Origin of the sequence: Bradyrhizobium hereditatis (assembly GCF_020329435.1) — a bacterium.
GTDB classification, from domain to species: domain Bacteria; phylum Pseudomonadota; class Alphaproteobacteria; order Rhizobiales; family Xanthobacteraceae; genus Bradyrhizobium; species Bradyrhizobium hereditatis.
Genome location: NZ_JAGKJK010000007.1, coordinates 183547 through 209729, shown reverse-complemented (window position 1 = coordinate 209729; position 26183 = coordinate 183547). Strand labels below are relative to the sequence as shown.

25 protein-coding genes are annotated in these 26183 nt (G+C 60.9%); 9 read left to right on the top strand and 16 right to left on the bottom strand.

What is annotated here, in order from left to right:
- Positions 1 to 3: 3 nt before the first annotated feature.
- Positions 4 to 1452 (top strand): cobyric acid synthase, encoded by a 1449-nt coding sequence (locus J6524_RS18210; protein ID WP_225672940.1) that lies wholly within the window; start codon positions 4 to 6, stop codon positions 1450 to 1452.
- Between the two features lie 10 nt (positions 1453 to 1462).
- Here J6524_RS18210 and cobD read toward each other — a convergent pair whose 3' ends face one another.
- On the bottom strand, positions 1463 to 2428 hold the full coding sequence (gene cobD, locus J6524_RS18205; protein WP_225672938.1) for a threonine-phosphate decarboxylase CobD: 966 nt from the start codon (positions 2426 to 2428) through the stop codon (positions 1463 to 1465).
- An 11-nt stretch (positions 2429 to 2439) separates the two neighbouring features.
- The gene (gene cbiB, locus J6524_RS18200; protein ID WP_225672936.1) at positions 2440 to 3381 is read right to left on the bottom strand and encodes an adenosylcobinamide-phosphate synthase CbiB; all 942 of its coding nucleotides are present in this window, start codon (positions 3379 to 3381) and stop codon (positions 2440 to 2442) included.
- A gap of 130 nt (positions 3382 to 3511) precedes the next feature.
- On the opposite strand from cbiB, the gene cobU reads away from it, so the two are divergent.
- The 3 genes from cobU (at position 3512) to bluB (ending at position 5508) form a co-directional block, all read left to right on the top strand.
- Entirely contained in the window at positions 3512 to 4015 is a 504-nt protein-coding gene (gene cobU / locus J6524_RS18195; RefSeq protein ID WP_028348739.1) for a bifunctional adenosylcobinamide kinase/adenosylcobinamide-phosphate guanylyltransferase, read from the top strand.
- A 72-nt stretch (positions 4016 to 4087) separates the two neighbouring features.
- Entirely contained in the window at positions 4088 to 4876 is a 789-nt protein-coding gene (cobS, locus tag J6524_RS18190; protein ID WP_028348738.1) for an adenosylcobinamide-GDP ribazoletransferase, read from the top strand.
- Complete coding sequence (gene bluB / locus J6524_RS18185; RefSeq protein WP_225672934.1) at positions 4876 to 5508, top strand: 5,6-dimethylbenzimidazole synthase; 633 nt, start codon at positions 4876 to 4878, stop codon at positions 5506 to 5508. The genes cobS and bluB overlap by 1 nt, the downstream gene beginning before the upstream one ends.
- Positions 5509 to 7666: 2158 nt before the next feature.
- Here bluB and J6524_RS18180 read toward each other — a convergent pair.
- Positions 7667 to 8242, bottom strand: coding sequence for a hypothetical protein (locus J6524_RS18180; protein ID WP_156908680.1), 576 nt, complete (start codon positions 8240 to 8242; stop codon positions 7667 to 7669).
- 176 nt (positions 8243 to 8418) lie between these two features.
- Complete coding sequence (locus J6524_RS18175) at positions 8419 to 8739, bottom strand: ATP-binding cassette domain-containing protein (RefSeq protein WP_225672932.1); 321 nt, start codon at positions 8737 to 8739, stop codon at positions 8419 to 8421.
- 546 nt (positions 8740 to 9285) lie between these two features.
- Between J6524_RS18175 and hemN the strand changes: the two genes are divergently transcribed.
- Positions 9286 to 10638: an oxygen-independent coproporphyrinogen III oxidase gene (gene hemN / locus J6524_RS18170; RefSeq protein WP_225672930.1), complete on the top strand. Its 1353-nt coding sequence runs from the start codon at positions 9286 to 9288 to the stop codon at positions 10636 to 10638.
- Between the two features lie 32 nt (positions 10639 to 10670).
- Here the strand turns inward: hemN and J6524_RS18165 are convergent, their stop codons facing one another.
- The 11 genes from J6524_RS18165 to J6524_RS18115 form a co-directional block, all read right to left on the bottom strand.
- Complete coding sequence (locus J6524_RS18165) at positions 10671 to 11078, bottom strand: DUF6455 family protein (protein ID WP_051379509.1); 408 nt, start codon at positions 11076 to 11078, stop codon at positions 10671 to 10673.
- A 155-nt stretch (positions 11079 to 11233) separates the two neighbouring features.
- Positions 11234 to 11419, bottom strand: coding sequence for a cbb3-type cytochrome oxidase assembly protein CcoS (gene ccoS, locus J6524_RS18160; protein WP_028348734.1), 186 nt, complete (start codon positions 11417 to 11419; stop codon positions 11234 to 11236).
- Positions 11419 to 13611 (bottom strand): heavy metal translocating P-type ATPase, encoded by a 2193-nt coding sequence (locus tag J6524_RS18155; RefSeq protein WP_225672928.1) that lies wholly within the window; start codon positions 13609 to 13611, stop codon positions 11419 to 11421. Before J6524_RS18155 ends, ccoS begins: the two co-directional genes overlap by 1 nt.
- Before the next feature lie 11 nt (positions 13612 to 13622).
- The gene (locus J6524_RS18150; RefSeq protein ID WP_051379508.1) at positions 13623 to 14144 is read right to left on the bottom strand and encodes a FixH family protein; all 522 of its coding nucleotides are present in this window, start codon (positions 14142 to 14144) and stop codon (positions 13623 to 13625) included.
- Positions 14141 to 15604: a cytochrome c oxidase accessory protein CcoG gene (gene ccoG, locus J6524_RS18145; protein WP_225672926.1), complete on the bottom strand. Its 1464-nt coding sequence runs from the start codon at positions 15602 to 15604 to the stop codon at positions 14141 to 14143. The genes J6524_RS18150 and ccoG overlap by 4 nt, the downstream gene beginning before the upstream one ends.
- A 77-nt stretch (positions 15605 to 15681) precedes the next feature.
- The gene (ccoP, locus tag J6524_RS18140; RefSeq protein ID WP_225672924.1) at positions 15682 to 16551 is read right to left on the bottom strand and encodes a cytochrome-c oxidase, cbb3-type subunit III; all 870 of its coding nucleotides are present in this window, start codon (positions 16549 to 16551) and stop codon (positions 15682 to 15684) included.
- A gap of 6 nt (positions 16552 to 16557) precedes the next feature.
- Positions 16558 to 16722 carry a cbb3-type cytochrome c oxidase subunit 3 gene (locus J6524_RS18135; RefSeq protein WP_225672922.1) on the bottom strand — a complete coding sequence of 55 codons (165 nt, stop codon included), beginning with the start codon at positions 16720 to 16722 and terminating at the stop codon, positions 16558 to 16560.
- Between the two features lie 11 nt (positions 16723 to 16733).
- Positions 16734 to 17468: a cytochrome-c oxidase, cbb3-type subunit II gene (ccoO, locus tag J6524_RS18130; protein WP_225672920.1), complete on the bottom strand. Its 735-nt coding sequence runs from the start codon at positions 17466 to 17468 to the stop codon at positions 16734 to 16736.
- A gap of 11 nt (positions 17469 to 17479) precedes the next feature.
- Positions 17480 to 19102, bottom strand: coding sequence for a cytochrome-c oxidase, cbb3-type subunit I (gene ccoN, locus J6524_RS18125; RefSeq protein ID WP_225673234.1), 1623 nt, complete (start codon positions 19100 to 19102; stop codon positions 17480 to 17482).
- Between the two features lie 402 nt (positions 19103 to 19504).
- Positions 19505 to 20224 carry a cyclic nucleotide-binding domain-containing protein gene (locus J6524_RS18120; RefSeq protein WP_376712038.1) on the bottom strand — a complete coding sequence of 240 codons (720 nt, stop codon included), beginning with the start codon at positions 20222 to 20224 and terminating at the stop codon, positions 19505 to 19507.
- 1271 nt (positions 20225 to 21495) lie between these two features.
- Positions 21496 to 21936 carry a CBS domain-containing protein gene (locus J6524_RS18115; protein WP_225672917.1) on the bottom strand — a complete coding sequence of 147 codons (441 nt, stop codon included), beginning with the start codon at positions 21934 to 21936 and terminating at the stop codon, positions 21496 to 21498.
- Positions 21937 to 22131: 195 nt separating this feature from the next.
- Between J6524_RS18115 and fixL the strand changes: the two genes are divergently transcribed.
- The 4 genes from fixL (at position 22132) to J6524_RS18095 (ending at position 25552) form a co-directional block, all read left to right on the top strand.
- The gene (gene fixL, locus J6524_RS18110; RefSeq protein ID WP_225672915.1) at positions 22132 to 23658 is read left to right on the top strand and encodes a sensor protein FixL; all 1527 of its coding nucleotides are present in this window, start codon (positions 22132 to 22134) and stop codon (positions 23656 to 23658) included.
- The gene (gene fixJ / locus J6524_RS18105; RefSeq protein ID WP_225672913.1) at positions 23648 to 24265 is read left to right on the top strand and encodes a response regulator FixJ; all 618 of its coding nucleotides are present in this window, start codon (positions 23648 to 23650) and stop codon (positions 24263 to 24265) included. Before fixL ends, fixJ begins: the two co-directional genes overlap by 11 nt.
- 85 nt (positions 24266 to 24350) lie before the next feature.
- On the top strand, positions 24351 to 24746 hold the full coding sequence (locus J6524_RS18100; RefSeq protein ID WP_225672911.1) for a response regulator: 396 nt from the start codon (positions 24351 to 24353) through the stop codon (positions 24744 to 24746).
- A 116-nt stretch (positions 24747 to 24862) separates the two neighbouring features.
- The gene (locus tag J6524_RS18095; RefSeq protein WP_225672909.1) at positions 24863 to 25552 is read left to right on the top strand and encodes a helix-turn-helix domain-containing protein; all 690 of its coding nucleotides are present in this window, start codon (positions 24863 to 24865) and stop codon (positions 25550 to 25552) included.
- Positions 25553 to 25976: 424 nt separating this feature from the next.
- Here the strand turns inward: J6524_RS18095 and J6524_RS18090 are convergent, their stop codons facing one another.
- A complete protein-coding gene (locus J6524_RS18090) occupies positions 25977 to 26180 on the bottom strand; it encodes a cold-shock protein (protein ID WP_028348719.1) in 204 nt (67 codons plus the stop codon).
- Positions 26181 to 26183 lie beyond the last annotated feature (3 nt).

Sequence of the window (26183 nt, the reverse complement as noted above, 5' to 3'; positions counted from 1 at the left end):
TCGATGGCGCGCACATTGATGATCCAAGGTGCGGGATCGGACGTGGGCAAGTCGCTCATCGTCGCCGGCCTTGCGCGCGCCGCGACCCGGCGCGGCTATCGGGTGCTGCCCTTCAAGCCGCAGAACATGTCGAACAATGCGGCCGTGACAATCGACGGTGGCGAGATCGGACGCGCGCAGGCATTGCAGGCGCAGGCCGCAGGTGTCGAGCCGCACACCGACATGAATCCCGTCCTGCTCAAGCCGGAAACAGATGTTGGCGCCCAGATCATCGTGCAGGGACGGCGCGTGGCGACGCTGCGAGCCCGCGCGTACGCTGCGATGAAGTCATCGCTGATGGAGCCGGTCCTCGAAAGTTTCGGACGCCTGAAGGATCGTGCCGATCTTGTTCTGGTCGAGGGCGCCGGCAGCCCAGCCGAAGTTAATCTGAGGAGCGCCGATATCGCCAATATGGGTTTTGCCCGCAAGGCCGACGTGCCAGTCGTGCTGGTCGGCGACATCGATCGCGGCGGTGTGATAGCGCAGCTCGTCGGCATTAAGACTGTGCTGGATGCCGACGATGCGGCCATGATCCGCGGCTTCGTCATCAACAAGTTCCGCGGCGATCCGACGCTGTTTGACAACGGCTACCGGCTGATAGAAGCACGCACATCCTGGCGGGGATTTGGGGTTCTCCCCTATTTCGCCCGCGCTAGCGAGCTTCCGGCTGAAGATGCGCTGGGGCTTGCTGACGCCCGCAAGGTAAGCAAGGGCAAGATTGCCTTTCTCGTGCTGTCGCGGATCGCGAACTTTGACGACCTCGATCCGCTGAAGCTCGAGCCTGATGTCGACCTTGTGATGGTCCGGCCTGGAGAGGCAATCCCGGGCGATGCAAAACTCGTGATCCTTCCCGGCTCGAAGTCGACACGCGGCGACCTCACCTTCCTGCGCGCGCAGGGCTGGGACATCGATCTTCTCGCGCATCATCGTCGCGGCGGCCATGTGCTCGGCGTCTGCGGCGGTTACCAGATGCTCGGACGCAGTGTGGCGGATCCGACAGGAATCGAGGGACCGGCGGGAGAAACGCCCGGCCTCGGACTCCTCGACGTGACGACGGTGATGACGCCACAAAAGACTCTCACGCGCGTTGCGGCGGTCCATGCCGCGACGGACCGGCCGATCGAGGCTTACGAGATTCACATCGGGCATACCGACGGGCCGGACCGTGCACGGCCATTTGCTTTGGTTGGCAGCGCGCCGGAAGGCGCAGTTTCCAGCGACGGACGCGTGTACGGTAGCTACCTGCACGGCCTGTTTGCTTCAGACAATTTCCGCAGCGCATTTCTCGCCCAACTGGACATTCCGGCCGCAGACCAGCAGTACCGCGCCAGGGTGGAGAGCGCGCTCGATGCGCTTGCCGATCACATCGACAACCATCTCGATGTAAATGGGCTGCTTGCGCTCGCGCGCTGAGTATTATTGATCAACGCGAGAGCGCGGCAGCAAGCCGCGACCATTCCGCCCCGTTACCCGGCAAGCCCAGCCTGAGCCATCCCGGCTTTTGCTCAAAAACACGCGACCATATCTGGCCGCGCGCGAGCTTCTCCTGCGCAGCCTGCGCGTCCCCGGTCTCATAGAGCCGGAACAGCGGCGTGCCGCCGACCTGTTGCCAGCCCTGCGATCGCACCTCGGCATCCAGCCGGAGGCAATCGCGCGCCAGACGCGTCGCGGTTGCCTTTGTCCACTCGCGATCGAGCAAGGCGCGCCGTCCGATCGCAATCGCTCCGCCGGAAATCGGCCACGGACCCACCATCGCCGCCAGCGCCGCGACGTCAGCCTCGCTGCCGAGCACGAAACCGAGCCGCAGTCCGGCAAGCCCGTAAAACTTTCCGAACGAGCGCAGGACCAACAGCCCTGACCGTCCCGCCTCCGGTGCCAACGACAGGCCGGAGACGGCATCGACGAAGCTCTCGTCAACCAACAGCCGACCGACCTTCGGCAAGAGCGCCACCAATTCGGTCGGATTATGGCGTCGACCATCTGGATTATTGGGATTGACGACCACGGCAAGATCCGCTCCCGCCAGTCCTTCGAGTTCGGAAACTTCGGCCACGTCCCAGGCTGCGGCTGAAAGAACCGCCGCGTACTCGTTGTAGGTCGGCGCAAGAATTCGCGCGCAGCCGTGCGATGAAAGATTCGGCAACAATTGGATGGCCGCTTGTGCGCCAGTAAGCGCCACGAGTGGCGCCCGGGTAGCGTAGGCCTCTCGGGCAGCTTGGTGGAGGGACGCGATATCTGATCGCGAAGGTAGCGCGCTCCAGTACCTAAGCTCGACCTCACCCACCGGATAAGGCTGCCGATTGATCCCGGTTGAGAGGTCGATCCAGTCCTGCGCACGCCCGCCGAAGCGGCGAACGGCGAGATCGAGATTTCCACCATGCTCGAGCATTGCCCTCTCCGTCACGCGAAGGCCAGAATCGCAAGCGCACCGGCCAAAAGAACCATGGCGCAGACGTAGAGCTTCAATCCTTGCCGGATGTCCGCAGCGAACGGATCGCGCGCTCCCTCGTTGAGCCAAGGTTCGTTGGCGGTGTCACCGTGATAGATGCGCGGCCCGCTGAGCCGCACGCCGAGCGCGCCGGCCATGGCTGCTTCCGGCCAGCCGGCATTGATCGAGCGGTGGCGGCGCGCATCCCTCGCCATGCAAGACAACGCATTCGAAGGCCGCGTCGCCAGCACTACAAACAAAAAGCCTGTGAGGCGCGCCGGTACGAAATTGGCGAGATCGTCGATGCGCGCGGCGGCCCAACCGAAGGATTCGTGACGCGCCGTGCGATGGCCGATCATGGAGTCGAGCGTATTGATTGCCTTGTAGCCGACAATGCCGGGCAGCCCGAACAACGTTCCCCAGAACACGGGCGCCACAATGCCGTCGGAAGCATTCTCGGCCAGGCTCTCGATGGCTGCGCGCGCAATGCCTGCCTCATCAAGAGCTGTGGGATCGCGTCCCACGATGTGCGCGACCGCGGCACGCGCGGCTGCGATATCACCGGATTGCAAGGGGTTCGCAATGGCGGCGACATGATCATAGAGCGAACGCAGCGCGACCAGGGGCCATGCGAGAATTCCCAAGAGGACGATGCGGCTCCATTCAAAGGCGAGCGCGGCCTGAACCGCCCATCCAATTCCGGCCGAAACTCCAATCACGAAAAGCGCCACGGCTGCGCCAGCGATCCGCCTAACTGCAGGCGGATCGATGGGCCGGTTGAAGCTGATGTCGAGAATGTTGATGAGCCTCCCGAGCCAGGTGACGGGATGACCAATGCGGACGAACAGCGCGTTGGGCCAGCCCAACAGGGCGTCCACCGTCATTGCCACCGCCATCGCTCCCGCAAAGACCACGCATCATCTCCCGTCGTGCCTGGCCCTGATGCACAAGAATTCGGTATCAAGGCAAGCCCCATATCGCGTGATTTCACCTTTGTCTTTGTCGAGAATTGGTGATTAGTGCTGGCCTTAACTGGAGGACGTCATGGCCATCATACTCATCACGGGCGGCGCCCGATCCGGCAAAAGCTTACGCGCAGAAGTCCGCACCCGCGCTTTTCCGGAACAGCCCGTCTATATCGCCACGGCAGAGGCGCTCGATGAGGAAATGGGCGAGCGAATAGCGAAGCATCGCGCGCGGCGAGGAAAGGACTGGATCGAGCGCGAGGTTCCGCTCGATCTCGTGCAGGCCTTGATCGAAACCGATGGCGGTGGCGCAAGGCTGGTCGATTGCCTAACGCTGTGGCTTTCGAACCTGCTCCACGCGGAACGCAACTGGTCGCATGAGGCTTCGCTACTCGCTGATACGCTTGCCCGCCAGCGCAGCCCGGTCATCATCGTCACGAACGAGGTCGGGTTCGGTATCGTGCCGGACAATGCCCTGGCGCGCGCGTTTCGGGACGCAGCGGGTATCCTGAACCAGACGATTGCATCCGTTGCGGATGAGGTCGAATTCGTCGTGGCAGGATTGCCGATGAAGCTGAAGTAATGCCGCGCTTGGCGGAAGCGACGCGTCGTGGAGTGAGCGCGAGCGAGTTGACGGTTCGAGGGCTGAAGACACATGTATCATTCCGAGCTTCTCAGGGGCATCGTCGCTGACCTGAGAATCGCCATTTCGCTCTCCACGCTTCTGCCTCTTGGGCCGGCGACGCCGGTCGGCGATGGCGATGTTGCCCGCGCGAGCTGGGCGTTGCCAGTGGCAGGATTGCTGGTTGGCTTTGCCGGTGCGGCGGTCTACTGGATCGCATGTGAGGTGGGCTTGACGCCAAGCCCTGCAGCCATGCTGGCGCTGGCGGCCACGGTTCTCGTCACCGGCGCGATGCACGAGGACGGCCTTGCCGATACCGCCGACGGGCTCGGCGGCGGCCGGACGCGCGAGCGCAAGCTCGAGATCATGCGCGACAGCCGAATCGGTACATACGGTGCGTGCGCGCTCATCGCATCGCTCATCTTGCGATGGAGCGCGCTCGAAACGATCGCCGAGCCAAAGTCAATTGCGGCGGCGCTTTCAGTTGCACATGCGGCGGCACGCGCCGGCATGCCCGCCTTCATGTGGCTGATTCCGCCAGCGCGATCGGATGGGCTTTCGGCCCGAGCCGGACGGCCGCCGGGGCGAAGCGCCGCCATTGCATTTGCTCTCGGGGCTCTTTGCCTTGTTTTCGGTGCCGGGCCAAGCAAGGCGATGATCGGAGTGATTTTGCTCTCACTGGCCGGGTTGGTGCTGGCATGGCTTGCCACAAGGCAGGTCGGCGGACAGACAGGTGATATATTGGGTGCGTTCGAACAGATTGGCGAGATCGTGGTTTTGCTGATGACAGCCGCCCTCCTCCACACGGAACCAGGACCCTGATGGTCGCTTTCGATGAAGCCTTTCGCCGGCAACTGCGCGAGCTCTTCGTGTGGCGCCGCGACGTGCGGCGCTTTCGTCCCGATCCTCTGCCGAGCGGCGCCATGGAGCGGCTGATTGAGATCGCCTGCCTTTCCCCGTCGGTCGGCTTGAGCCAGCCTTGGCGGTTCGTGATCGTCGAAGACAGCGCAAGGCGCAGTGCCGTGGTCGAGGATTTCAGGGCCTGCAACGCCGATGCGTTGCATTCTTATTCAGGCGAACGCGCGGCGCGGTACGCGAGCCTCAAGCTCGCCGGCCTCGAAGAGGCCCCGGGTCACCTGGCCGTGTTTGCGGACAAAACGAACGATATGGGGCACCGCCTCGGGCGTGCAACCATGCCGGATACGGTCGAATACTCCGTCGCCGCCGCCATCTGCTGCATGTGGCTCGCCGCACGTGCCGACGGCATCGGACTTGGCTGGGTATCGATCCTTAACCCGGCTCGCATCCGCGAGGTTCTTGAAGTGCCGGAGACCTGGAAGTTCATCGGCTATCTCTGCGTCGGCTATCCCCAGAAAGAGTTTGATCGACCCGAGCTTGAGCGCGCCAACTGGGAATATCGGCGATCGGCAAAGGAATTTACCACTCGACGCTAGCGCCCAGAATTTCAAGTTTCCATCCGGAGCTTTCGTCGCGCCTCAACGTCGTGTAGGTCAACCAACCAGGATGCTGGTCGCGATGCATCATGATGCTAACGACCTGGCGATTGGCCGAAGGGCAACGTTAGATTTTTCTCGGCTAGATATTGGCCCCACACTGGTTTGTTTGGCACTGCAGACCCGGACTGCGATGTTTTTCCAGAGAGAGGGAGAATTTCCCGTTCCGGACGTCTGTGTTCGCTCGCAATACTCCGTGCGCAGCTAAGAAGCGAGAAACTCGTTCGGGTTGAGGCCCCGGATCGGCGCGATCGATGCTGCCCCTGTTGCTGGCTGCCGCCGAAACCGGTTGGCCTCGCGCTTAAAGCTAGGCGCTAACCGACATCGATCGCCCAGCAATGATGGGTAGAGCGCGTGAGAAGGCACCCACAGCCATCTACAGAGTACGCTCGCACGACGATCGATCAATGTGCTCGCAATTCGACGGGAAAGAATAATACCGGTCGCCACTTCAGCTATGCGAGGCCACAACTGGTAATGCCATGCCTGTCCTTCAAAACGCTTTTCTGCCGGCCCAGTATCGTTGCGAAGTAATAGGCCGGTGACAGACATCAACTAATCCGATGGGCCGTTCTGATTTAGCGATGGATTGGTGCGAGGACGCGGCCAACCACTGAATTTATGGGTGTGAGTTAGATCAAATTCAAGATCTGCAAGCCGGCGCTCAATACTCGCCATAGAAAAAATGCCCGCCCGCCTTTCGGCGGCCGGGCCGAAGTCAGTCTGGGAGGAGCGACGCTGCTACACATCGCACCAGCTTCCGTCGGCAGAGGGAGGGTGCCGACGGTTCATTTACGGCGAGGGCATTCGCCGTTAACTTTAGCCACGGGAAGGCCGATATCCGTTCCAAAGAAATCTGGTTTCGCTTCCTTCTGCTCTCTTCAGGGAATTCGGCCCAACGCTCGCGGCAAGATCAACAACGGCGTCAGTTCTTCCCTTCACGTAATCTTAGGACGGTCGCCAAAGATCATGCTTCTGAGATAAACCCACGGAAAAGAGGCTATCCGTCAATGCTTCACCCATCGATTGATCGTCATCCACGACGAAAATCCGCCGAGTGTGCGCGCCATCTGCACCAGCCTATGCGCTTTTTCTATGCAGTATTCCGTAAAATTGGTGAAATCGATTGTTTTGATGGGATACATCTATACTGTTGATACATAAAGACATGCGTTCAGCGGCCTTAATCTAAGTCGCGTCGTTCGTGCCGGACGCTCTGATGACCCGGCGTAAGCTCTGGCCGCATAGCAATCTATTCTATCAAGACCTCGCGGTGGCCGACTTCTTTACGCGGCCTTGGCGCTTTTCCCACCTGCAAGACCCGCTGCGAGGCTTGCGCTACTTTTACGGATCAGCCAGGGCACGCCGCGGAAACCTCACAATTGCGCGTTTAGGGCTTCAATCTCGGAAGACCGCTGAGGGGGCGCGTTGGCCAACGGCTGGTGCGGCGAAGGTAATCAGCAAGGCTTGCACGGACATGGCTCGCAAACGGCGAGGCACCGGCTCATCATGGCGCAGATTGTTTGATGGCGGACAAAGTCTCACTCAGCAATGTGGTAATTGCGACACTATTCTCAATCCAAGAATATCGCGCGGCCGTGCCCCGGGCCGACAAGACGCACATCATCGGCAGCCTTCGAGCGGCACGTCATTTGCAAAGATGATGTTGGGCGTGGACACGGATGGTCACCCGTGCCGATGCCCGCAACCTTAAGGTTGCAGCCCGACGCACCTCTTGGTCCTCTCTTGCAAAGTGCGTCGGGCTTTTTCGGTCGTCATACAGACACGTCCTTGCAAGTTTCCACACATCTGCCTGTCCTCCGGTGAATGCAAATTGGAACGCCGATGAAGTATACGCGCACATTTTAGGAGACGCCGAACGAATCCATGTCGGCGCCAAACACCCGATGCATGGCGATGCTCTCGGCGACCAGCGGCATTGTGGTCGCCGAGATTAGGTCCACTTCCTTCGCCAGACGCAGCGGTAACGCTCAGGGTGAGCAGGAGGCAGCGCTTGCGCCAGAGCGTCGCGGCGCTGAAAAGTGCAGTTCCCTAGATTGATCACCTTCAATAGGTCTTTCGGTAGCGTCCAATCCGATTAGAAGTGCACGCTGCTCCGTATCCGGATTTTCGTATCCGGGATGCGACAATGCACTAGACAACCGGTTGGGGAGCCATCGAAAAACATTCCCAAATTGATAATTTCCCCTCGGTTTAGAACGCTACCAACCATAACCTTGACGATCAAGCCCATTGGCTTTGAATCACTGATCTCGCCGGTCATGCTGTTACTGGCCGCTTTCCCAGTGAAGCTGATGGAAGCCACTCGATCCAGCTCGCGACTGCGCGCTGCAATGTATGTTAAGCAATTGTGATGCTCACCCGGGATTTCAATCTCAAATGAGAATCCCTCGATAGCCGTATTGCCGTCGTTCCGCACCCGAGTGATGACGCGGGTCAGCGACCGAAGCGTGCCTCCGTCGAATCCAACTCCTAGCTCTCTGCTCTTAAATGCGTTTCGCAATTCGCGCGTTAGATCCAGCGTCTCTTCTATTTCAAACGTTAGCTTTCTCCGCCTCGCTACAAGCGAATGCGCAATCAAGAACCGCACGGGAGCGCTGATCGCGGCCCGGACGATAGCCGAAAACGGCTGTTTTGCTCTGAGATCCGGCATTTTTCGCCTCCAGCACCGGGCTCCTTATCGCAGGCCATGTCGGCGGTGCTACCTTGATGCGAGCGCGAACCGATTCTGTCGGAGTTAGCTCCTGCGAGCGTTTCGGGGCGCTTGCGTTGTCTGTCGTGAATGGTGCGAACCTAAGATCGCGTCTGTTCAGCGGAATGCTCGAGCATCTAGCGCGCTCGTTCATTTGTTTTTCCTGCAACGCCAAGCCCAACCACCTCTCCCTCAAGCGTGGCCTTTGGCGGAATCATCGCGCCGTGATCGGACGCCAGCACTGACTGCAGCGGGCCGAGCGCGGCAATCCTGCCGTCCACCAGCGCCGCGACACGGTCGTAGAGGCTTTTGACGTCGTGGGTAACCATAAAGACGATGAAGCTCAGCGTCCGCTGCAGCCTCACCATATCGATCTTCGCATTGCCAATCCGGCGGCTGTGGTGTTGCCGGCACAGGTGACGGCCACGCGGTGGCCCGCGGATCAGGTCCGCGGGCAACTACGGCGCCGATGCCCCGGATGCTGCCCGTATCCAATGTAATGCGTGCCATGCCAATCTCTCTCCCGTCTTCGTGACCTGCATCTTTGCCAAATAACGCAAGAAAGGCCGGCGGCTTTGATGTGGGTCAACAATTGGGATCGCGCTGCCATGTTGAATCCGTCCGGCGGCTACGGGCATTCGCGCCTCAAGGAAACCGTGCTCGGCAGTGTCAGCGAGCAATGCTTCAGTCCATGACCGTGCCGATGCTCATGTCCCACTCACCTTCTACTAATGGTTGACACCGATACCGGAGAGAGATCTCATGATACATCCATCATGGACGCCGCCAATATCATGCTGCGCTGTCACATCAGCAGACTACGGTGATGAATGAGGACGGGACGCTTAGCGATCATAGCGAATTGACTTTGCAGGTCGGGTGCAGTGGAAGCTCCGCGGCAAGCGGGGCCCGAAGCCGCCCGGCTAATTCGGAATCCAGTTGACCCAGCGCAAGTCCAGTCGGCGCCAAGCCTGTTATGTGGCTAGGAATGGGGGAACTCGAATATGCGATCGGATTTGGCTGACATCTACGGGCAAGACAAGCTCCCCCGGTACACCAGCTATCCAACAGCCCCGCACTTCTCTTCTGCGATCGGCGAGAAGGTGTATCGGCGTTGGCTCAGATCGGTTTCGGTCCACCGACCCGTCTCGCTCTATTTTCACATACCTTTCTGTCGCTCAATGTGCTGGTACTGCGGATGCCATACATCGGTGGCCACGCACGACGAGCCGATCGCCGCGTTCATCGCAGCTTTGCGTCGGGAGGCGCAACTAGTCGCGGACACGATAGAGAAAAGCCTGCCGGTCGCGCATCTGCACTTCGGCGGGGGCACTCCGACCATCATGGCTCCGCAACTGCTCGTCGATCTCGCTGACGCCTTGCGCTATATCTTTTTCGTAACTCCGGATGCCGAGATTGCCGTGGAGGTCGATCCGCGAACTCTGACCAATGACCTGACGCAGGCTTTTAAATACTGCGGGGTCACCCGCGCGAGCCTCGGAGTTCAGAGCTTCGACCCAAGAGTGCAGCGCACAATAAATCGATTGCAAAGCTTCGAGCAGACGGCAGCTGCAGTCGAAAGGCTTCGCCGGGCAGGTGTGCGGGGAATCAACTTCGACCTTCTCTATGGTCTCCCCTTTCAGACGGTCAGCTCTTGTCTAGACAGCATTGCCAAGTGCGTCGAATTGCGCCCCGACCGGCTTTCGGTTTTCGGCTACGCGCACGTCCCCTCATTCAAGAAGCATCAGCGCAATATCGCGGAGGAGAGCTTACCTGACAGTGTCGAGCGACACGTTCAGTCCGAGACCATCGCAGAGGCCCTTCAGGACGCGGGGTATATGCGCATCGGATTGGATCATTTCGCGCTCCCAGACGATGCGCTCGCGACGGCGCAGCGCGATGGCCGATTGCGGCGCAATTTCCAGGGCTACACCGATGACGGCTCTGACACACTCATCGGCCTCGGGGCGAGCGCGATCGGCCGGATGCCGCACGGCTTTGTCCAAAATGTGGTGGCCATCCGCGACTACTTGAACCGCATCGCGGAGGGCCGGCTAGCCACGGTGAAGGGTTATGCTTTCACCGAGGATGATCTTTTCCGCGCTGACATCATCGAGCGGATCATGTGCGATTTGACCGTTGACCTGGAGCAGATATCCCGCATCCATCGTCGGGATCTACGGACAGCAGTCGTCGATCGCGCGCGCATGGACCGGCTTTTAGCGGACGGAGTCGCGACAATGTCTCAAGGTCGGCTAACCGTCAGCGAAGGATCGGAATTCCTGGTGCGTAGCGTCGCCTCAGCGTTTGATGCGCACCTTTCGCGGTCAACAGGCGTGCACAGTCGCGCGGTTTAAAGGCTGAGAGGCGCTTAGACCATTGTAGCTTGTCAGCAGCAGCTCGGACCACGAAGGAGATCCATCGCATCTGGCTTTGGCTTCGTCCGGAGCGCATCGATCGTGTAGCTGTTGGCGCAGTATTCATGAAGGTGCTGCGCCGTTGTTTCCGCCTCTATCTCGCGGTTGCATCGGATCTTTTCGGCGCACAATGCACATACCAGCGTCATGTCGCGCAGCACGCCCGGCTCCTTGCGCGCAATGGCCCTCTCGTCGATGCCGAGCGCCTTGAGTAGTCCCGACAGCTCATCAGCGCCGCGCCGCCCTTGGTAAGTGAGGGTTTCGAGCTCGGTCCGTGAGACGCGAACGTCGCGCGCGATGCAATCGAGCTTGGCGGCTCCAAGGGCGCGGAGCTCGGCGGTATCACCGAGCCGGCCGAGCCACTCCGACAACTTGCCCATGAGCCTACCGCCGATGGATTCCGTTCTTGCCATAGTACCCTTCCGGTACGGTTTGAGCACGTCAAGTATGCGGGGCGAAATAGCCGACCGTATTGCGTCAGATCAAAATTGGAAGCATTCCGGGACGCGCGACGACAAGGCGTTACGGTGAGGCGTTACGGTCGCGATTCCGACCTCAGCTCGACGGGGCGAGCCGGCGTTCCGTCGTCGTCAGAAATCGCCCGCCAGGCCGCGCCATCCAGATCGTCATACTGGCCGTTCTTCAATGACCACAGAAATCCGAGCAGCCCGAACAGTCCGAGTAAGAGCGCCAGCGGCACCAGGAACACGATCACTTCCATCACAGAGTCTCCTGCGGGACATGGCGGCCCCGCAGTGCATTCAGCATCACCAGAATCGATGAGCCCGACATTGCGGCAGCCGCGATCGGGGGCGTTACGAAGCCCAGAATAGCAATCGGCACGGCGAGGAAATTGTAGCCAAGGGCGAGATAGAGGTTTTGCCGCATCAGGTGCAGCGCTTTCCGCGAATGGTCTAGCGAGGCAATCACCGGCGCGAGGCGGTTGCCGAGGAAAACGAGATCGGCCGTCGCCTGGCTCAAATGCGCCGCCGAGATCGGCGACATCGAGACATGCGCCGCCGCCAGCGATGGCGCATCGTTGAGCCCATCGCCGACCATCATGACTTTAAAGCCCTGCCGCTTCAGTTCCTCGATCCGGGCGATCTTGTCGGCGGGCGTGACGCCGGCGCGCCATTCGGGGATTTGAAGCATCTCAGCCGCGGCGCGCACCGCCGGCTCGCGGTCACCGGAAATAATTTCTACCGCCACGCCACGCTTCTGAAGCGCCGCGATGACCGCGCGCGCGTCCGGCCGCATGCTTTGGCAGACCGCAAACACATAACGTTTCTCGCCACGCGCGAAGGCAACGACGGAAGCCTCGGGATCGCGGCTTAGGATTTCGTTCGCGAGACCATCGGCCTTGCAGAAAGTTGGACTTCCAAGCCTCACCTCTTCACCTTTAAGAATGCCGCGAACGCCCTGCCCCGGCTGTTCCGTGATCCCGGGCAGCGGCGATTTCGCACCGGCCGCACGCGCCAGCGCAGCGGCGACGGGGTGATGGCTTGCCAACGCAAGCCGGCCCGCGAGCTCAACCACGTCGGCAGGAACAGCCGCCGAGTTCACCACATCGAACTCAGGCAACGTTAGCGTTCCCGTCTTGTCGAAGATGATACGATCGACCGCAACGACACGCTCGATCGCGTCGCCCGAATTCAGCAGCACGCCGGCGCGGAACATTGCTCCCGACGCCACCGTCTGCACCGTCGGGATGGCAAGCCCAAGCGCACAGGGACAGGTGATGATCAGCACCGTGATCGCGGTGATGATGGAGTCATGGAAGCTTGCGCCGGCGATCAACCAGCCGGTCATGGTCAGGAAAGCGGTCGCATGGACCACCGGTGCGTAGAGGCGCGAGGCACGGTCGGCGAGCTGCACATAGCGCGAGCGCACCTGCACGGCATGGTCAAGCAGCCGCTGGATTTCCGCAAGCAGGGTGCCTTCGGAAGCGGCCGAGACACGGATGCGCAAGGACCCGGAAACGTTGAGAGAGCCGGCATAGACCTCGCTGCCGGGCTCGACCGCCGCGTGCAGCGTTTCACCCGTGATCAAACTCTGGTCGATCTCCGACCTGCCTTCGATGACAATGCCATCTATCGCCGAACGCTCGCCCGGCCGCAGCAGCACAATGTCGCCGGCCATGACCGCCGCGGCCGGCACCACGGATATCTCGTCTGGACCGACGAATTTGGTCGCCGTCTCGGCTTTCAGCGCGGCGAGATTGCCGGCCACCGCGCGGGTCCGCCGCCGCATGTTCTGGTCAAGGTATCGCCCGACCAGGAGAAAGGTGAGCAGCATAATCGGGGCGTCGAAATAGGCGTGCTCGGCATGGCCGATGGTCTCGACGATCGAGGTCGCAAGCGCCAGGATCACGCCGATGCTGATCGGCACATCCATGTTGACGTTGCCAGTGCGCAGCGCGTTGAACGCCGAGCGAAAGAAAGGCTGGCCGGCATAGGCTGCCGCGGGCAGCGCGATCAGCGCCGAGATCCAGTGGAAGAAATCTCGCTGCTCCGGCAGCATATCGCTGACATTGCCGGACCACACCGGGATCGACAGCATCATGACGTTCATGGTCGCGAATGCCGCAACACCCAGGCAGCGTAGCAGGAAGCGGGAGTTCTCGGCCTCTACTGCTTCGGCGGTGACAGCCTCGAACGGATAGGCCTTGTAGCCGAGCTCGGCCAGGCGATCAATGAAGCGCGCCGGATCGAGCGCGCCCTCCTTCCACTCCAGCGCGACACGGCGGTCGGTCAGGTTGACGCGCGCCAGCGTCACGTCCGGGATGGCTGAAAGGCCTCGCTCGATCTTCGAGATGCAGCCGGCGCAGCTGACGCCTTCGACCGCGAGATCAATATGCGCCAGTCCGGAGCCGAGATGCTTGACATAATGCGAAAAGTCCCGCGTCGCCTGCATGAAGAGTTCCCTTAGTTCAGTACCACGCGGTTCCTAGACATGAACAGACGCCGGCCGTCGGCTTCGCTTTCCAGCACCAGATTCCATTGTCCCGGCCCGACCGCGCCGCCGCTGCCCCGATAAACGCCGCCCGTCACCTCCGACAGCGCGATCACCCGGTCCGCCCGCCGATCGGTCGGCCGTTCTAGGCGACCGGTGAACTTTAGTCCGGTCAGCGCCTTTCCGCTCCCGTCGCGTGCCTTGACTTCCAGCGCGGTGTCGCCGTCCGCACTGCGCGCAAGATGCGCGTCCACCTTCCAGCTGCGCACATCCTGCTCGCGTGCGGCGGCGATCTCCTTCTCATAGGCAAGGCTCGCCGCATAGGCGCTTTCGACGTCAGTGCCGGGCAGCGTCATGGAAGCAAGACTTATTATGGTGAGGTTGACGCCGATGACGACGCCAAAGAACGCAAGCAGCATGAAAAGCACCTTGCGACCGGTGAGCGGCTTTGGCGATGCACTGGCTCTGTTCACGACAGCTCCACTTGTTCTCATGGCAAGACGAAATTGTCGATCGCGGAAGCGACCTCGCCTAGACCGATATCGGTGATCCGGAATTTGATCGGGATCGATCTTTCGGAGTTCTTCTCAGATGGGGCGGTCACCAGCACGCGCAATTCCGTGGTGCCGTCGCGTCCGAGCACGACCATCGGCCTATCAGGTATGATCGAATCGTCGCCCACGACGTGCAGCACAGCATACGGCGGACCATCGACATCGATCGTCACCACGCGGTCAAGACTGCGCTTGTTGAGGAAACGGACCGTGTAGGCGTTGCGGATCGAGCCGTCGCTGAGCTTCACAGCAACCGGGTTGCGATCGTGCAGCACGTTGATGTCGAGCAGCGAACGGGTGAGCAGCGCATACAGCATGATCCCACCGACGAGTGCGATCAGCGCGGTGTAGATGATCGTGCGTGGCCGCACGATACCGTAGATCGGCGGCTTGCCGGCCATCCGGCGCTGGATGTTAATGTCATTGTCGTAGCCGATCAGCCGAGTCGGCCGACCGATCTTCTTCATCACGTTGTCGCATGCGTCGATGCACAGGCCGCACTGGATGCAATCGATCTGCGGGCCATTGCGGATATCGATGCCGGTCGGGCAGGCCGCCACGCATTGATAGCAATTGACGCAGTCGCCGGCAGGCAGGCCGAGCGCCCGCAGCTCGTTCGCCTTCTTTACCGACCTGCGCTTTTCGCCGCGGTCGTAGCGATAGGTGACGTTCAGCGCCCACTCATCGGTCAGCGCCGCCTGGATACGTGGCCAGGGGCACATGTAGACGCAGACCTGCTCGCGCATGAAGCCAGCGAGCAGATAGGTTGTCGCGGTGAGGATTGCGATCCAGATATAGGCGATCGCCGGCGCCTGGAAGGTGACGAGCTCCTTCACCAGCGTCGGCGCATCGGTGAAATAGAGCACCCAGCCGCCGCCCGTCCACCAGGCGATCAAGAGCCAGATCGAATGCTTGAGCATGATTTCGGAGATGCGCTCGAGTTTTAGGGGATCGGCGGAAGCCGCCTTCCTCATGCGCTCGCGCCGGTCGCCCTCGATCAGGCGCTCTACCGCATAGAACAGGTCGGTCCAGACCGTTTGCGGGCAGAGATAGCCGCACCAGATGCGGCCGCCGACCGAATTCATCAGGAATAGTGTGAGCGCGGCGATGATGAGGAGGCCGGTGAAGTAATAGACCTCCTGCGGCCACAGCTCGATAAAAAAGAAATAGAAGCGACTGTTCGGCAGATCGATCAGCACCGCCTGATCTGGGGCGCCAAGGCCGCGATTCCAGCGCACGAAAGGCAACACGTAGTAGACGCCCAGGCAGAACGCCATCAGGCCCCATTTAATCCGACGGAAAGTCCCGAAAACACTCTGCGGGTAGACCTTCTTGCGGGCCGCGTAAAGCGACCCAACATCTTGGACTTGGTCGGGTTTTATTTGGACGATCTTGTTCATGGGCCCGCGCTCTCCTAGTCTCCTCCTCTCTGCCAGGTTGATCCAGCGCAAACCCAACGCCGCTTCCCTTTGCTCCGCTACTTGCCGCCGCCGAGCGTGTGGACGTAGACCGCCAGCGCCTTGATGGTGGAGGGATCAAGCCGGCCCACCCACGCCGGCATCACGCCGGCCCGACCAATCGTGATGGTCTCAATCAGGGTCGCCTCATCCGATCCGTAGAGCCAGATCTTGTCAGTGAGATTGGGCGCGCCGAGCTCCTGGTTGCCCTTGCCCGCCTCACCATGACAGCTCGTGCAATTCTCGACGAAAATTTTTGCGCCGGCGGCGACATCGTAACCCTGGCGCGTCGACAAGCCCGAGAGCGAGCGCACATAGTTGGCGACCGTGCCAATCTCGTCCGGCTTCAAGATGCCATCCTTGCCGAAGGCGAGCATCGCCCCCTCATGGGTCTTGGTGTGACCCGAGCGCGCGCCGAACTGGATGGTCTGCACAATCTGGTCGAGCGAGCCGCCCCACAACCAGTCGTCATCGTTCAGGTTGGGATAGCCTTTTGCGCCGGCGCCGCCCGAGCCGTGGCAAGGCGCGCAATTGTCGCCGAACGCGGCCTTGCCGCGAGCGCGCGCCAGCGCCAACAGCGCCGGATCCTTTTCGATATCGGCGAGCGAAGCCGCACCCAGCGCAATCATCTTGTCGCCGCGGATCTTTTCCAGATTGGCAAGCTCGACGGCGACCGCGGCGCGCGTCGAATAGTTGAGCGCGCCCCTGGTGTAGCTCCACAGAAGCGGCCAAGCCGGGTACACAACCCAATAGCCCATCGCCCACAGTATGGTGGCGTAGAAGGTGATCAGCCACCAGCGCGGCAGCGGTGTATTGAGTTCCTTGATGCCGTCCCACTGGTGACCGGTGGTGGTCTTGCCGGAAACCTTGTCGAGTTCGCTTTCCGCCATGACCTCTCAGTCCTCCCGCAACGGCATCCGAGATGCCTGGTCGAAAACCGCCTGGTTGCGCGGCCAAAGCGCGTAGATCACGATCGCAATGAACAGGCCGACGAAGACCGGCGTCCACACGCTGGTGACGAGGTCCGACGCGATGTTGTGCACGGTCAAGATTGCTTTCATCGTCCTGCCTCTCAGCGAAGATTGGCCTTTTCGTTGTAGAGCTTGAAGTCGACCAGCGTGCCGAGCATCTGCAGATATGCGACCAGCGCATCCATCTCGGTCGGCGCACCGGCCTTGCTGTCGAAATTGCGGATCACAGCTTTTGGATAGCGCTTCGCGAGCGCATCGGTGCCGACATTGTCCGGATCGGCCTGCGCCTTCAGGTCGGCGACCGCGTTCCTGATTTGCTCGTCCGAATAGGGCACGCCAACGACGCGGCTGGCCTTGAGGTTATCGGCGACAACAGCGGTGTCGACCTCGGTCTGGGCGAGGAACGGATAGCCCGGCATCACCGACTGCGGCACAATGGCGCGCGGATTGGTTAGGTGAGTGACGTGCCACTCATCGGAATACTTTGCGCCGACCCGCGCGAGATCCGGCCCAGTGCGCTTCGAACCCCACTGGAATGGATGGTCGTACATGCTCTCGGCAGCCAGCGAGAAGTGGCCATAGCGCTCAACCTCATCGCGGAGCGGCCGGACCATCTGCGAGTGGCAGAGATAGCAGCCCTCGCGGACATAGATATTGCGGCCAGCTAGTTCGAGCGGTGTGTAGGGCCTGACGCCATCGACCACCTCGATCGTGCTTTTCAGGTAGAACAACGGCGTGATCTCGACCAGGCCGCCGATCGCAATCACAACCAGAATGCCCGCGATCAGGATGACCGAATTCTTCTCGAAGATTTGATGGCGGGTCCAGAAGGACATCCGATCGCTCCTTATTCCGCCGCCTGCAACGCGAGCTCTGTGCCGACATCCGCCTCGCTTGCCCGCACCGTCATCCATAGATTATAGGCCATGATCAGCGCGCCAATCAGGAACAGCGCGCCGCCGGCGGCACGGATAACGTAGAACGGGTGCATCGCTTCCACCGTCTCGAGGAAAGAATATTCGAGAAAGCCGAGCGAGGTGTAGGCACGCCACATCAGGCCCTGCAGAATTCCGGAGACCCACATCGCGGAGATGTAGAGCACGATGCCGATGGTGGCGGTCCAGAAGTGCCAGTTGACCAGCTTCAAGCTGTAGAGACCCTTGCGATCCCATAGCCATGGAATCAGGCAGTACAGCGCGCCAAAGGAAACGAAGCCGACCCAGCCCAGCGCGCCGGAATGCACATGGCCGATGGTCCAGTCGGTATAGTGGCTCAGCGAGTTCACGACCTTGATTGACATCATCGGCCCTTCGAAGGTCGACATGCCGTAGAAGGCGACCGACACCACGAGCATGCGCAGCACGGGATCGGTGCGGAGCTTGTCCCAGGCGCCGGACAGCGTCATCAGGCCATTGATCATGCCGCCCCAGGACGGCATCCACAACATGATCGAGAAGGTCATGCCGAGCGTCTGCGTCCAATCCGGCAGCGCCGTGTGGTGCAGATGGTGCGGGCCGGCCCAGATGTAGAGAAAGATCAGGGCCCAGAAGTGAATGATCGACAGTCGATAGGAATAGACCGGCCGCTCGGCGCGTTTCGGGATGAAGTAGTACATGATGGCGAGGAAGCCGGCCGTCAGGAAGAAGCCGACCGCGTTATGCCCGTACCACCACTGGAACATCGCATCCTGCACACCGCCCCAGGCGATGTAGGACTTCGAGCCGAACACCGAGACCGGCAGCGCCGGGTTATTGCCGAGATGCAGCACGGCGATGGTGACGATGAAGGCGAGATAAAACCAGTTGGCGACAAAGATGTGCGGCTCCTTGCGCTTCACCAGCGTCATCACGAACACGACGAGATAGACGACCCAGACGATCGTTAGCCACAGATCGGCGTACCATTCGGGCTCGGCATATTCCTTGGATTGCGTCACGCCAAGTAGATAGCCGGTGCCCGCGATCAAAATGAAGAAGTTGTAGCCGAGCACGACGAACCATGGCGCGAGATCGCCCACGAGCCGCGTCCGGCAGGTCCGCTGCACCACATAGAACGAGGTCGCGATCAGCACGTTGCCACCGAAGGCGAAGATCACCGCCGAGGTGTGCAGCGGCCGGAGCCGGCCGAAGCTGGTCCACGGTAGATCGAAGTTCAGCGCCGGCCAGGCGAGCTGCGATGCGATCAAGAGCCCGACGGCGAAGCCGGCGATGCCCCAGAACATCGCCATGAAGGAAGCAAACTTGATCGGACCGACATTATAGTTCGGCTTCCCGTTGATCTCCTCCGGCGGCAACGACGCGGGGCGGTCGAGATACCGATTCATGATGGCGAAGGAGGCGACGCCGCTTGCCACGGCAGCGAGCGAAGCATGAAACGCGAACGGCGCGTCCAGCGCCTTGGCGGCTGCGAACGCGCAGACGAAGGCCGCCATCGAGAAGAATAGCATCAGCCCGGCTTCGCCGTGAGTCATCCATTTCGTGCATTGAGATTGCTGCATGTGTGATTCTCTTTGCATGGACGCCTGCCCCGTCAGCCCGGGTCTCGCTGTGTTGTCCTTGATTGAGATCAACCCGTCAGCTACCCCTGCGGCCGGCGAGCGTTTTGCACCAGCTCCAGCAGCTGCCTGAAGGAATCAGAATGGACGACGCTTGCGCGCTCCCGGTGTTGCCTGATGCGACCTTGGTGATTGGACACTGGCCCAAGCAAGAGCAGCGGCGAAAATCATGAAGACCGAGATGACGGCTGCGGAAACCAAGAGCGCATCGGCGGGCATGACGACCTCCATTAAAGCTGATGCGGATATAACGCCGTTTCAACAGAGACGTCTTTGACCTTGATCAAACCAGGACAAAAGAACCCTACGCGACGCGCTTCAACTTACGCCCGCAGACAACGCTTCGGCGCGCGGGGCATCCAACAGGACGACGCCACTCGCAAAGGTTTGGATCACACCATCACGTTCGAGCTTCGAGAAGGTGCGGCTCACCGTCTCGATGGTGAGCCCCAGATGATCCGCGATGTCCAGCCTTTTCATCGGCAGCGGCAGAATTTCTCCGCCACGTCCAATTCCACTCAGTCGGTCGCGCCAGCCGATCAGGAAGCTCGCTATCTTCTCTTCGGCGGAGCGCCGTCCGAGCAAGACCATATGTTCGTGTGCCCGGGCCAGCTCGTGGCCCGCCAATTCGACCATGCGGCGCAGCAACTGCGGCCGTTTCTCGGCGAATGTCGCGAATGACTCCTTGGGGAACTGACACAGCGTGACACGGCCGACCGCGTCAGCGGAGAATTCGTGGTGCGGCAAGCCGGGGAGCCCGAGGAAATCGCCTGGCAATGCAAAACCGACGATCTGCCGCCGACTGTCCGGCAACAGCTTGTAGAGGCGCAGGGTACCCGCATGCACGCTGAAGAACGACGTTGCTATGTTTGCCTGTGCGAACACGGTGGCGCCTGATTCGAAACGAACATGCCGCGACAGCTGCGCCAATTCGCGCAATTCAGTCTTGTCGAGCGCTGCGCAGATGGCAAAGCCCCTCGCCGTGCAATCGTGACACGATCGAAAATGCATTCCTTCCCCCAAAACCGAAATCTTCACACGTCCCTCCGATTGCCGCCTGCAGGCGCCTCATGGGCGCGTTTCCCTGCGGGTCGATGCAGTGTAGCGTCCGTAGGGATGAGATGTTGTTGATGCAGATCAATCGCCGGAGAAGCCCTGAGGCTGCGTCGTTCCGCGCCCCGCGGAGGTCGTTAAGGGCGCGAGCTCGAGCTTGCCAATGAGATCCACGGTACCTCCCTTGACGCGCTCCAGATCGAGGCGCCCCGCTATCGTGGGTCTCGGGCCTGCTGCACCATCCCTTGAACGGACGGTCAGCCTGCTCGTGCCGCTGGTCAGCATCATTATCAAGGCCTGACCAAGCCCGCAGCTAGCCAGCTCCCACTTAAAGATCCCACTTAAGCTGCCTGTTGAACAGAGCAAGATCGCCACGAAGAAACCCTCCCTGAAGCCGATCCTTGATCCTCCCTCCCATCGCAGTTTTCGCAACATCCGGCTGGAGCCTGGGCGACAGTCGGGTCACCCCGAAGGCGGTGAGGGCACGGGCCATGTGATCGTTGCGCCGCTGGACGATGACTTCAGGATCGACGCCAAACTCTGGCGGGCCCGCCGCGCAGCGTGCCGCTTCGCAAGACTGCGGCCCTATGAGGCAAACGCGCTCGGCCAACTCGTTCGCCGTCAAGGAGGCGGCTGGTGTTGCACTATGATTCCTCACTCCGCCGGCCCCCACGAAGTCCGATTCATTCAAGGACGAGCGTTCGCTCCCGGCGAATATGCCTCGATCGACGGTCTGATCGCGTCGCCGCCCTGCCGGGTCCGCGAGGAGCAAGGAAGGCGGCAGTGCCATTCACCTCACAAATCCGAATTGTGGAAGTTGTGTTGGTTTGGATTGCCCGGATCAATCCAATCTCGGATTTCGTGTTGGAGTCACCGGCCAGTGCGCGACTATCCTTTCGAGGCTATGCTACCGGTGGTTCCAGTCACCCTGGTGTTGTACTGGATAAATCGACAGCGCAGCACCTCTTGGGAGAAACGACCGATCAAGCATGCCTGGCGAGCACCCGATTCGTGCTCACCGGAGCGCTAACGTTTGGCTACGTTGCTCGGAATCGACTGAACTCCTGGCCCCCGGAGAGGGCAGGCCGCTATAGACCCATACGAACCAATGCTCCACCAGACGTCGCAGTTCAAGACGACAATCCGGATGGCCCACATTCCCCGCCGGGATAGTTCGGAGGATGGCGCGCCCGATCCGAACGCTGCTCAACTCATTGACCTCAAGCGACTGCCGGTCATACGCGGCACTGCTGCGATCAGACTCGGTCAGCGTCCGCCGCGGCGCAATCCTGCAGCGCCCGCATCACGTCCTTCCGCGAAATAATGCCGGCAAGCCGCTGCTCGTTGTCGAGCACTGGCATGCTGCGGAGTCGGTGGTTGACCATCAGCTCCAGCACGCGGGTCAGCCTAGTTTCGGGAGCGACATAAATGAATTCCGCTGTCATCAGATCAACGGCGGCCCGCTGCATCAGGTCGCGGTAGCGCGGGATGATGCGCGGCGGCGTGAAAACGAAGCAGGACAGGTAGTCAAACTTCGAGATGACGCCGACCACCTGCGATTCGTCCATGACCGGATAGGCGTTGAAATCTTGCTTCTCGAAAAGATCGCCGAGTTCACACATCGTCATATCGCGGGCAACCGTCCTAGGCTCGCGCGTCATGTAATTGGCAACCGTCTGCTCGATAAACTTGTACAAGGCGAAATCCTCGCTGTCGACGGCGCCACTTCAAGCACGCGGGGCGGCCGCGCACATTGAGCAAGGTCAAACGGATGAAATCAGCGCGATCGTACAAATTTTCTCGCCCTTGAGTAGGGCCGGGCATTCGGCCCATAATCGGGAAAATCTCAACCGAATCCGCGCTCCGGAATTGGAAAAGGACAATTGAGCGGCATGGCGCCCTTCCCGTGTGACGACGGCAGCCACGATCAGCGCTTTCGGCTGGGTGCCGACGGCGCTGGCGTCGGCGGCTGGGATATGGACCTGTCCACCAGAGAGTTGTTCTGGTCGAATACCGCGCGAAAACTGTTCGGCGTTTCCAATGCCGCTGCGGTCAGCTACGATCTGTTCCTTTCGCTGCTCGAGCCTGAGGACCGCGAGCGAACCGAGCAGGCGATCTCCCGTTCACTCGAGACCGGCGCCTCGTTTGACCTCTCCTACCGGTTAAGACCCGAGGACGGCGGCAGCCATTGGGTCCGCGCCCGCGGCAGCGTCATCAGGGACAAGGATGGCATTCCGTCCCACCTTTCCGGGGTCGTGCTCGACCTCGACGAGGAGAAGCGGCTCGAGGAGGACCTGCGCACGCGCGAAAGGCACCTGCAATTGATACTGGAGACCATTCCGGACGCGATGATCGTCATCAACGGCCTCGGCATCATGCAGTTCTTCTCGAGCGCGGCGGAACGCCAGTTCGGCTACCTCCAGAGCGAGGCAATCGGGCAGAATGTCAGCATCCTGATGCCCGAGCCCGACCGTTCACGCCATGACGGCTATATGGCACGATACGTCGCCACCGGCGAACGGCACATCATCGGCATCGGCCGCATCGTCACCGGTCAGCGAAAGGACGGTACCACCTTCCCGATGCACCTGTCGATCGGCGAGATGCAATCCGGCGGCATGCCCTATTTTACCGGCTTCGTCCGTGACCTCACCGAGCATCAGCAGACCCAGGCGCGGCTGCAGGAACTGCAGTCGGAGCTCGTCCACATGTCACGGCTGAGCGCGATGGGAGAGATGGGTTCTGCATTGGCACATGAGCTTAACCAGCCGCTTGCTGCCATCAGCAACTACGTGAAGGGCTCGCGCCGGCTGCTTGCCACGAGCCCCGATCCGAACCGCGCAAGAATCGAGAACGCGATGGCTCGCGCGGCGGAACAGGCGATCCGCGCCGGGCAGATCATCCGGCGGCTGCGCGATTTCGTCGCCCGCGGCGAATCCGAAAAGCGCGTCGAGAGCCTTTCGAAGATGGTTGAAGAAGCCGGCGCGCTTGGCCTGGCCGGTGCGCGCGAACAGGACGTGCGGATCCGCTTCAGCCTGGACCCGCAGCATGACCATGTCCTGGTCGACCGCGTTCAGATCCAGCAGGTGCTGGTCAATCTGTTTCGTAACGCGCTGGAAGCCATGGCCCAGTCCGCACGGCGCGAGCTCATCGTCTCTAACCGGCCGATCGACGACGATATGACAGAAGTCTCGGTGTTCGACACCGGTCACGGATTCCCCGAAGATGTGGAGAAGCACCTGTTCCAGACCTTCTTTACGACCAAAGAAACCGGCATGGGAGTCGGGCTGTCGATCAGCCGCTCCATCATCGAGGCCCATGGCGGCAGGATGTGGGCCGAATCCAATCACGCATTCGGCGCGACGTTTCGCTTCACTCTGCCGGCTGCACCCAACGAGATTTTGACTGATGGCAACTAGAGGAAATGTCTACGTCATCGACGATGATGAGGCGATGCGTGACTCGCTGCACTTCTTGCTCGATTCCGCGGACTTTGATGTCAGTCTATTCGAGACTGCGCAGAAATTCCTCGATCACCTTTCCAGCATCGAATTCGGCTGTGTGGTCTCGGATGTCCGCATGCCCGGCATCGATGGCGTCGAGTTGCTAAAGCGCCTGAAGGTGAGCCGCGCCTCCTTGGCCGTCATCATCATGACCGGCCATGGCGACGTCCCCCTCGCCGTCGAGGCGATGAAACTCGGTGCGGTCGATTTCCTGGAGAAGCCGTTCGAGGATGACCGCCTGGTTGCGATGATCGACGCCGCGCTCCGGCAGGCTGAAGCCGGCGCCCGCGACGAGGCAATGACGCAGGACATCGCCGCGCGGGTCGCCTCGCTGAGCCCGCGCGAGCGGCAGGTGATGGAGGGATTGGTGGCTGGCCTGTCCAATAAGATGATCGCACGCGACTACAATATCAGCCCGCGCACCATCGAGGTCTACCGAGCCAACGTGATGACCAAGATGCAGGCTTCGAATCTTTCGGAACTCGTCCGCCTCGCCATGCGAGCCGGGGCGCTTAAAGATTGAGCTGGATCAAGTCGGCCCCGCAGGAAGACCTTATGGATGCTCTGATCGACCGCATGGCTGATCAGAAAGCCGCATAAAACCTGTGATGCCCTCACTTAGCAGAACGCCCCTTGTCTACGTCGTCGATGATGACACCGACGTGCTCCGATCGCTGCGCTTTCTCCTGGAAGCCGACGGTTTTTGTGTACGCACTTTCCGCAGCGGCGAGGCGCTCCTGAACGCCATGACTATGAGCGGCGCCGACTGCCTCGTGATCGACTACAAGATGCCGGGCATGAGCGGCATCGACCTTGCCGGTCTCTTGCGCCGGCGCGATATCGATACGCCTATCATCCTGATCACCGGTCACCCCGACGCGTCCATTCCGGCCAAAGCAGCAGTTGCCGGTATTCGCCATGTGCTGGTCAAGCCGCATGTCGAGGACAGCCTTTCCTCCCATATCTGGGACGCGATCAATACGGAGCGGCCCTCTGCGTCCTGAAAACCGGCACAGCTCCGGGATCCTACGTAAGGCATTGCCCTTAAGGGATGGAGCGAAATTTCCCAGCCGTTTTGTTCCACTTACGAATTCGCCATCCGCTGCACAGGAGATGGCTCATGCTCACTCGATCGACTGCCCCGTCCCTCAACGTCAACCGAGCCGCTCCCGGCGCTTTTGGGCCTGTCGAACCGTTTTTCGGCATCACAGGCCATGCTGGCCTGATCGCCGCGGAGTTCACCTACCGCAAGGACGAGGAAATCTATGGTGAGGAGGAGCCGGCGGAATATGTTTACCAAGTCGTTCGCGGCGCGGTGCGCACCTACAAGCTGCTGTCCGACGGACGTCGTCAAATCGGCGCGTTTCATTTGCCTGGCGACGTGTTCGGGCTGGAGTCCGGCACCAAGCACCGCCTGGCCGCCGAAGCCATCATCGACAGCACCGTGCGCCTGGTGAAGCGCCGCAGCCTTGAACAGGCGGCTGGCACCGACGTCCGTGTCGCCCACAAGCTTTGGACCATGACGGCTGATGACCTCAAGCGCGCCGAGGAGCACATCCTGCTGCTTGGTCGCAAAAGCGCGATCGAACGAGTCGCCAACTTCCTCCTGGAGATGGATCGCCGCCTTACGGTGGCCGGCACGATGGCGCTCCCGATGTGCCGCCGGGACATCGGCGATTATCTCGGCCTTACGCTGGAAACGGTGTCACGTGCCCTGTCGCAATTGAACGACGAAGGCGTGTTGGGCTTTTCCGGCGCCCGCCAGATCGTGCTTCGCAACCGCCAGCGCCTGCGCAACATGGATATCTGATCGGCCTCATATGGCGAGGCCAAGTCGAGTGAATTCAGGTTGGTCGATGTGAATAAGCAGTCAATCCAACCTGAAGCGTTCCGCGATTGGACGTTGCATCCGATCGGCTCGAGGTAACGGGAGCGCGGCCGACGGGAGATCGAAATTACGCCACCGCCGCCTCGCCTCCGCCCGCTTGGTCCGCGAGCAGGGGCTTGATGTTGCACCGCCTGCCCAGACCTGGCCACTTACCTTGCGAGGTAACCGCAAATGCCTATCCGAAATCATAATGACTTGCTCGGTCCTGATGAAAAGGCGTGATTGCGGGGCGACCGGGATTGCGGGTTCATGGAGTGGGAGAAGCTAGAGGCGCTTTGAAACGCCCGCGATGATAAGAAAGCCTTCGTATGGCGGCCGGGAAATGAATCAGCCCAAGTCTCTATGATCAACCGATCACGACCTTTTCGGCTCGACTACGTCCACTCCTGCGGTCTACACCAATTTCATAGCTGACGCGGTCTCCTTGCTTGGGCGTTACACCGGGCAACAAGCTGCTCACGTGGAAGAATAGGTCTTCACCGCCGGTATCAGGCGCTATAAAGCCGAAACCCTTATCGTCCTTAAACATCTTCACCTTGCCTTGGGGCATGTT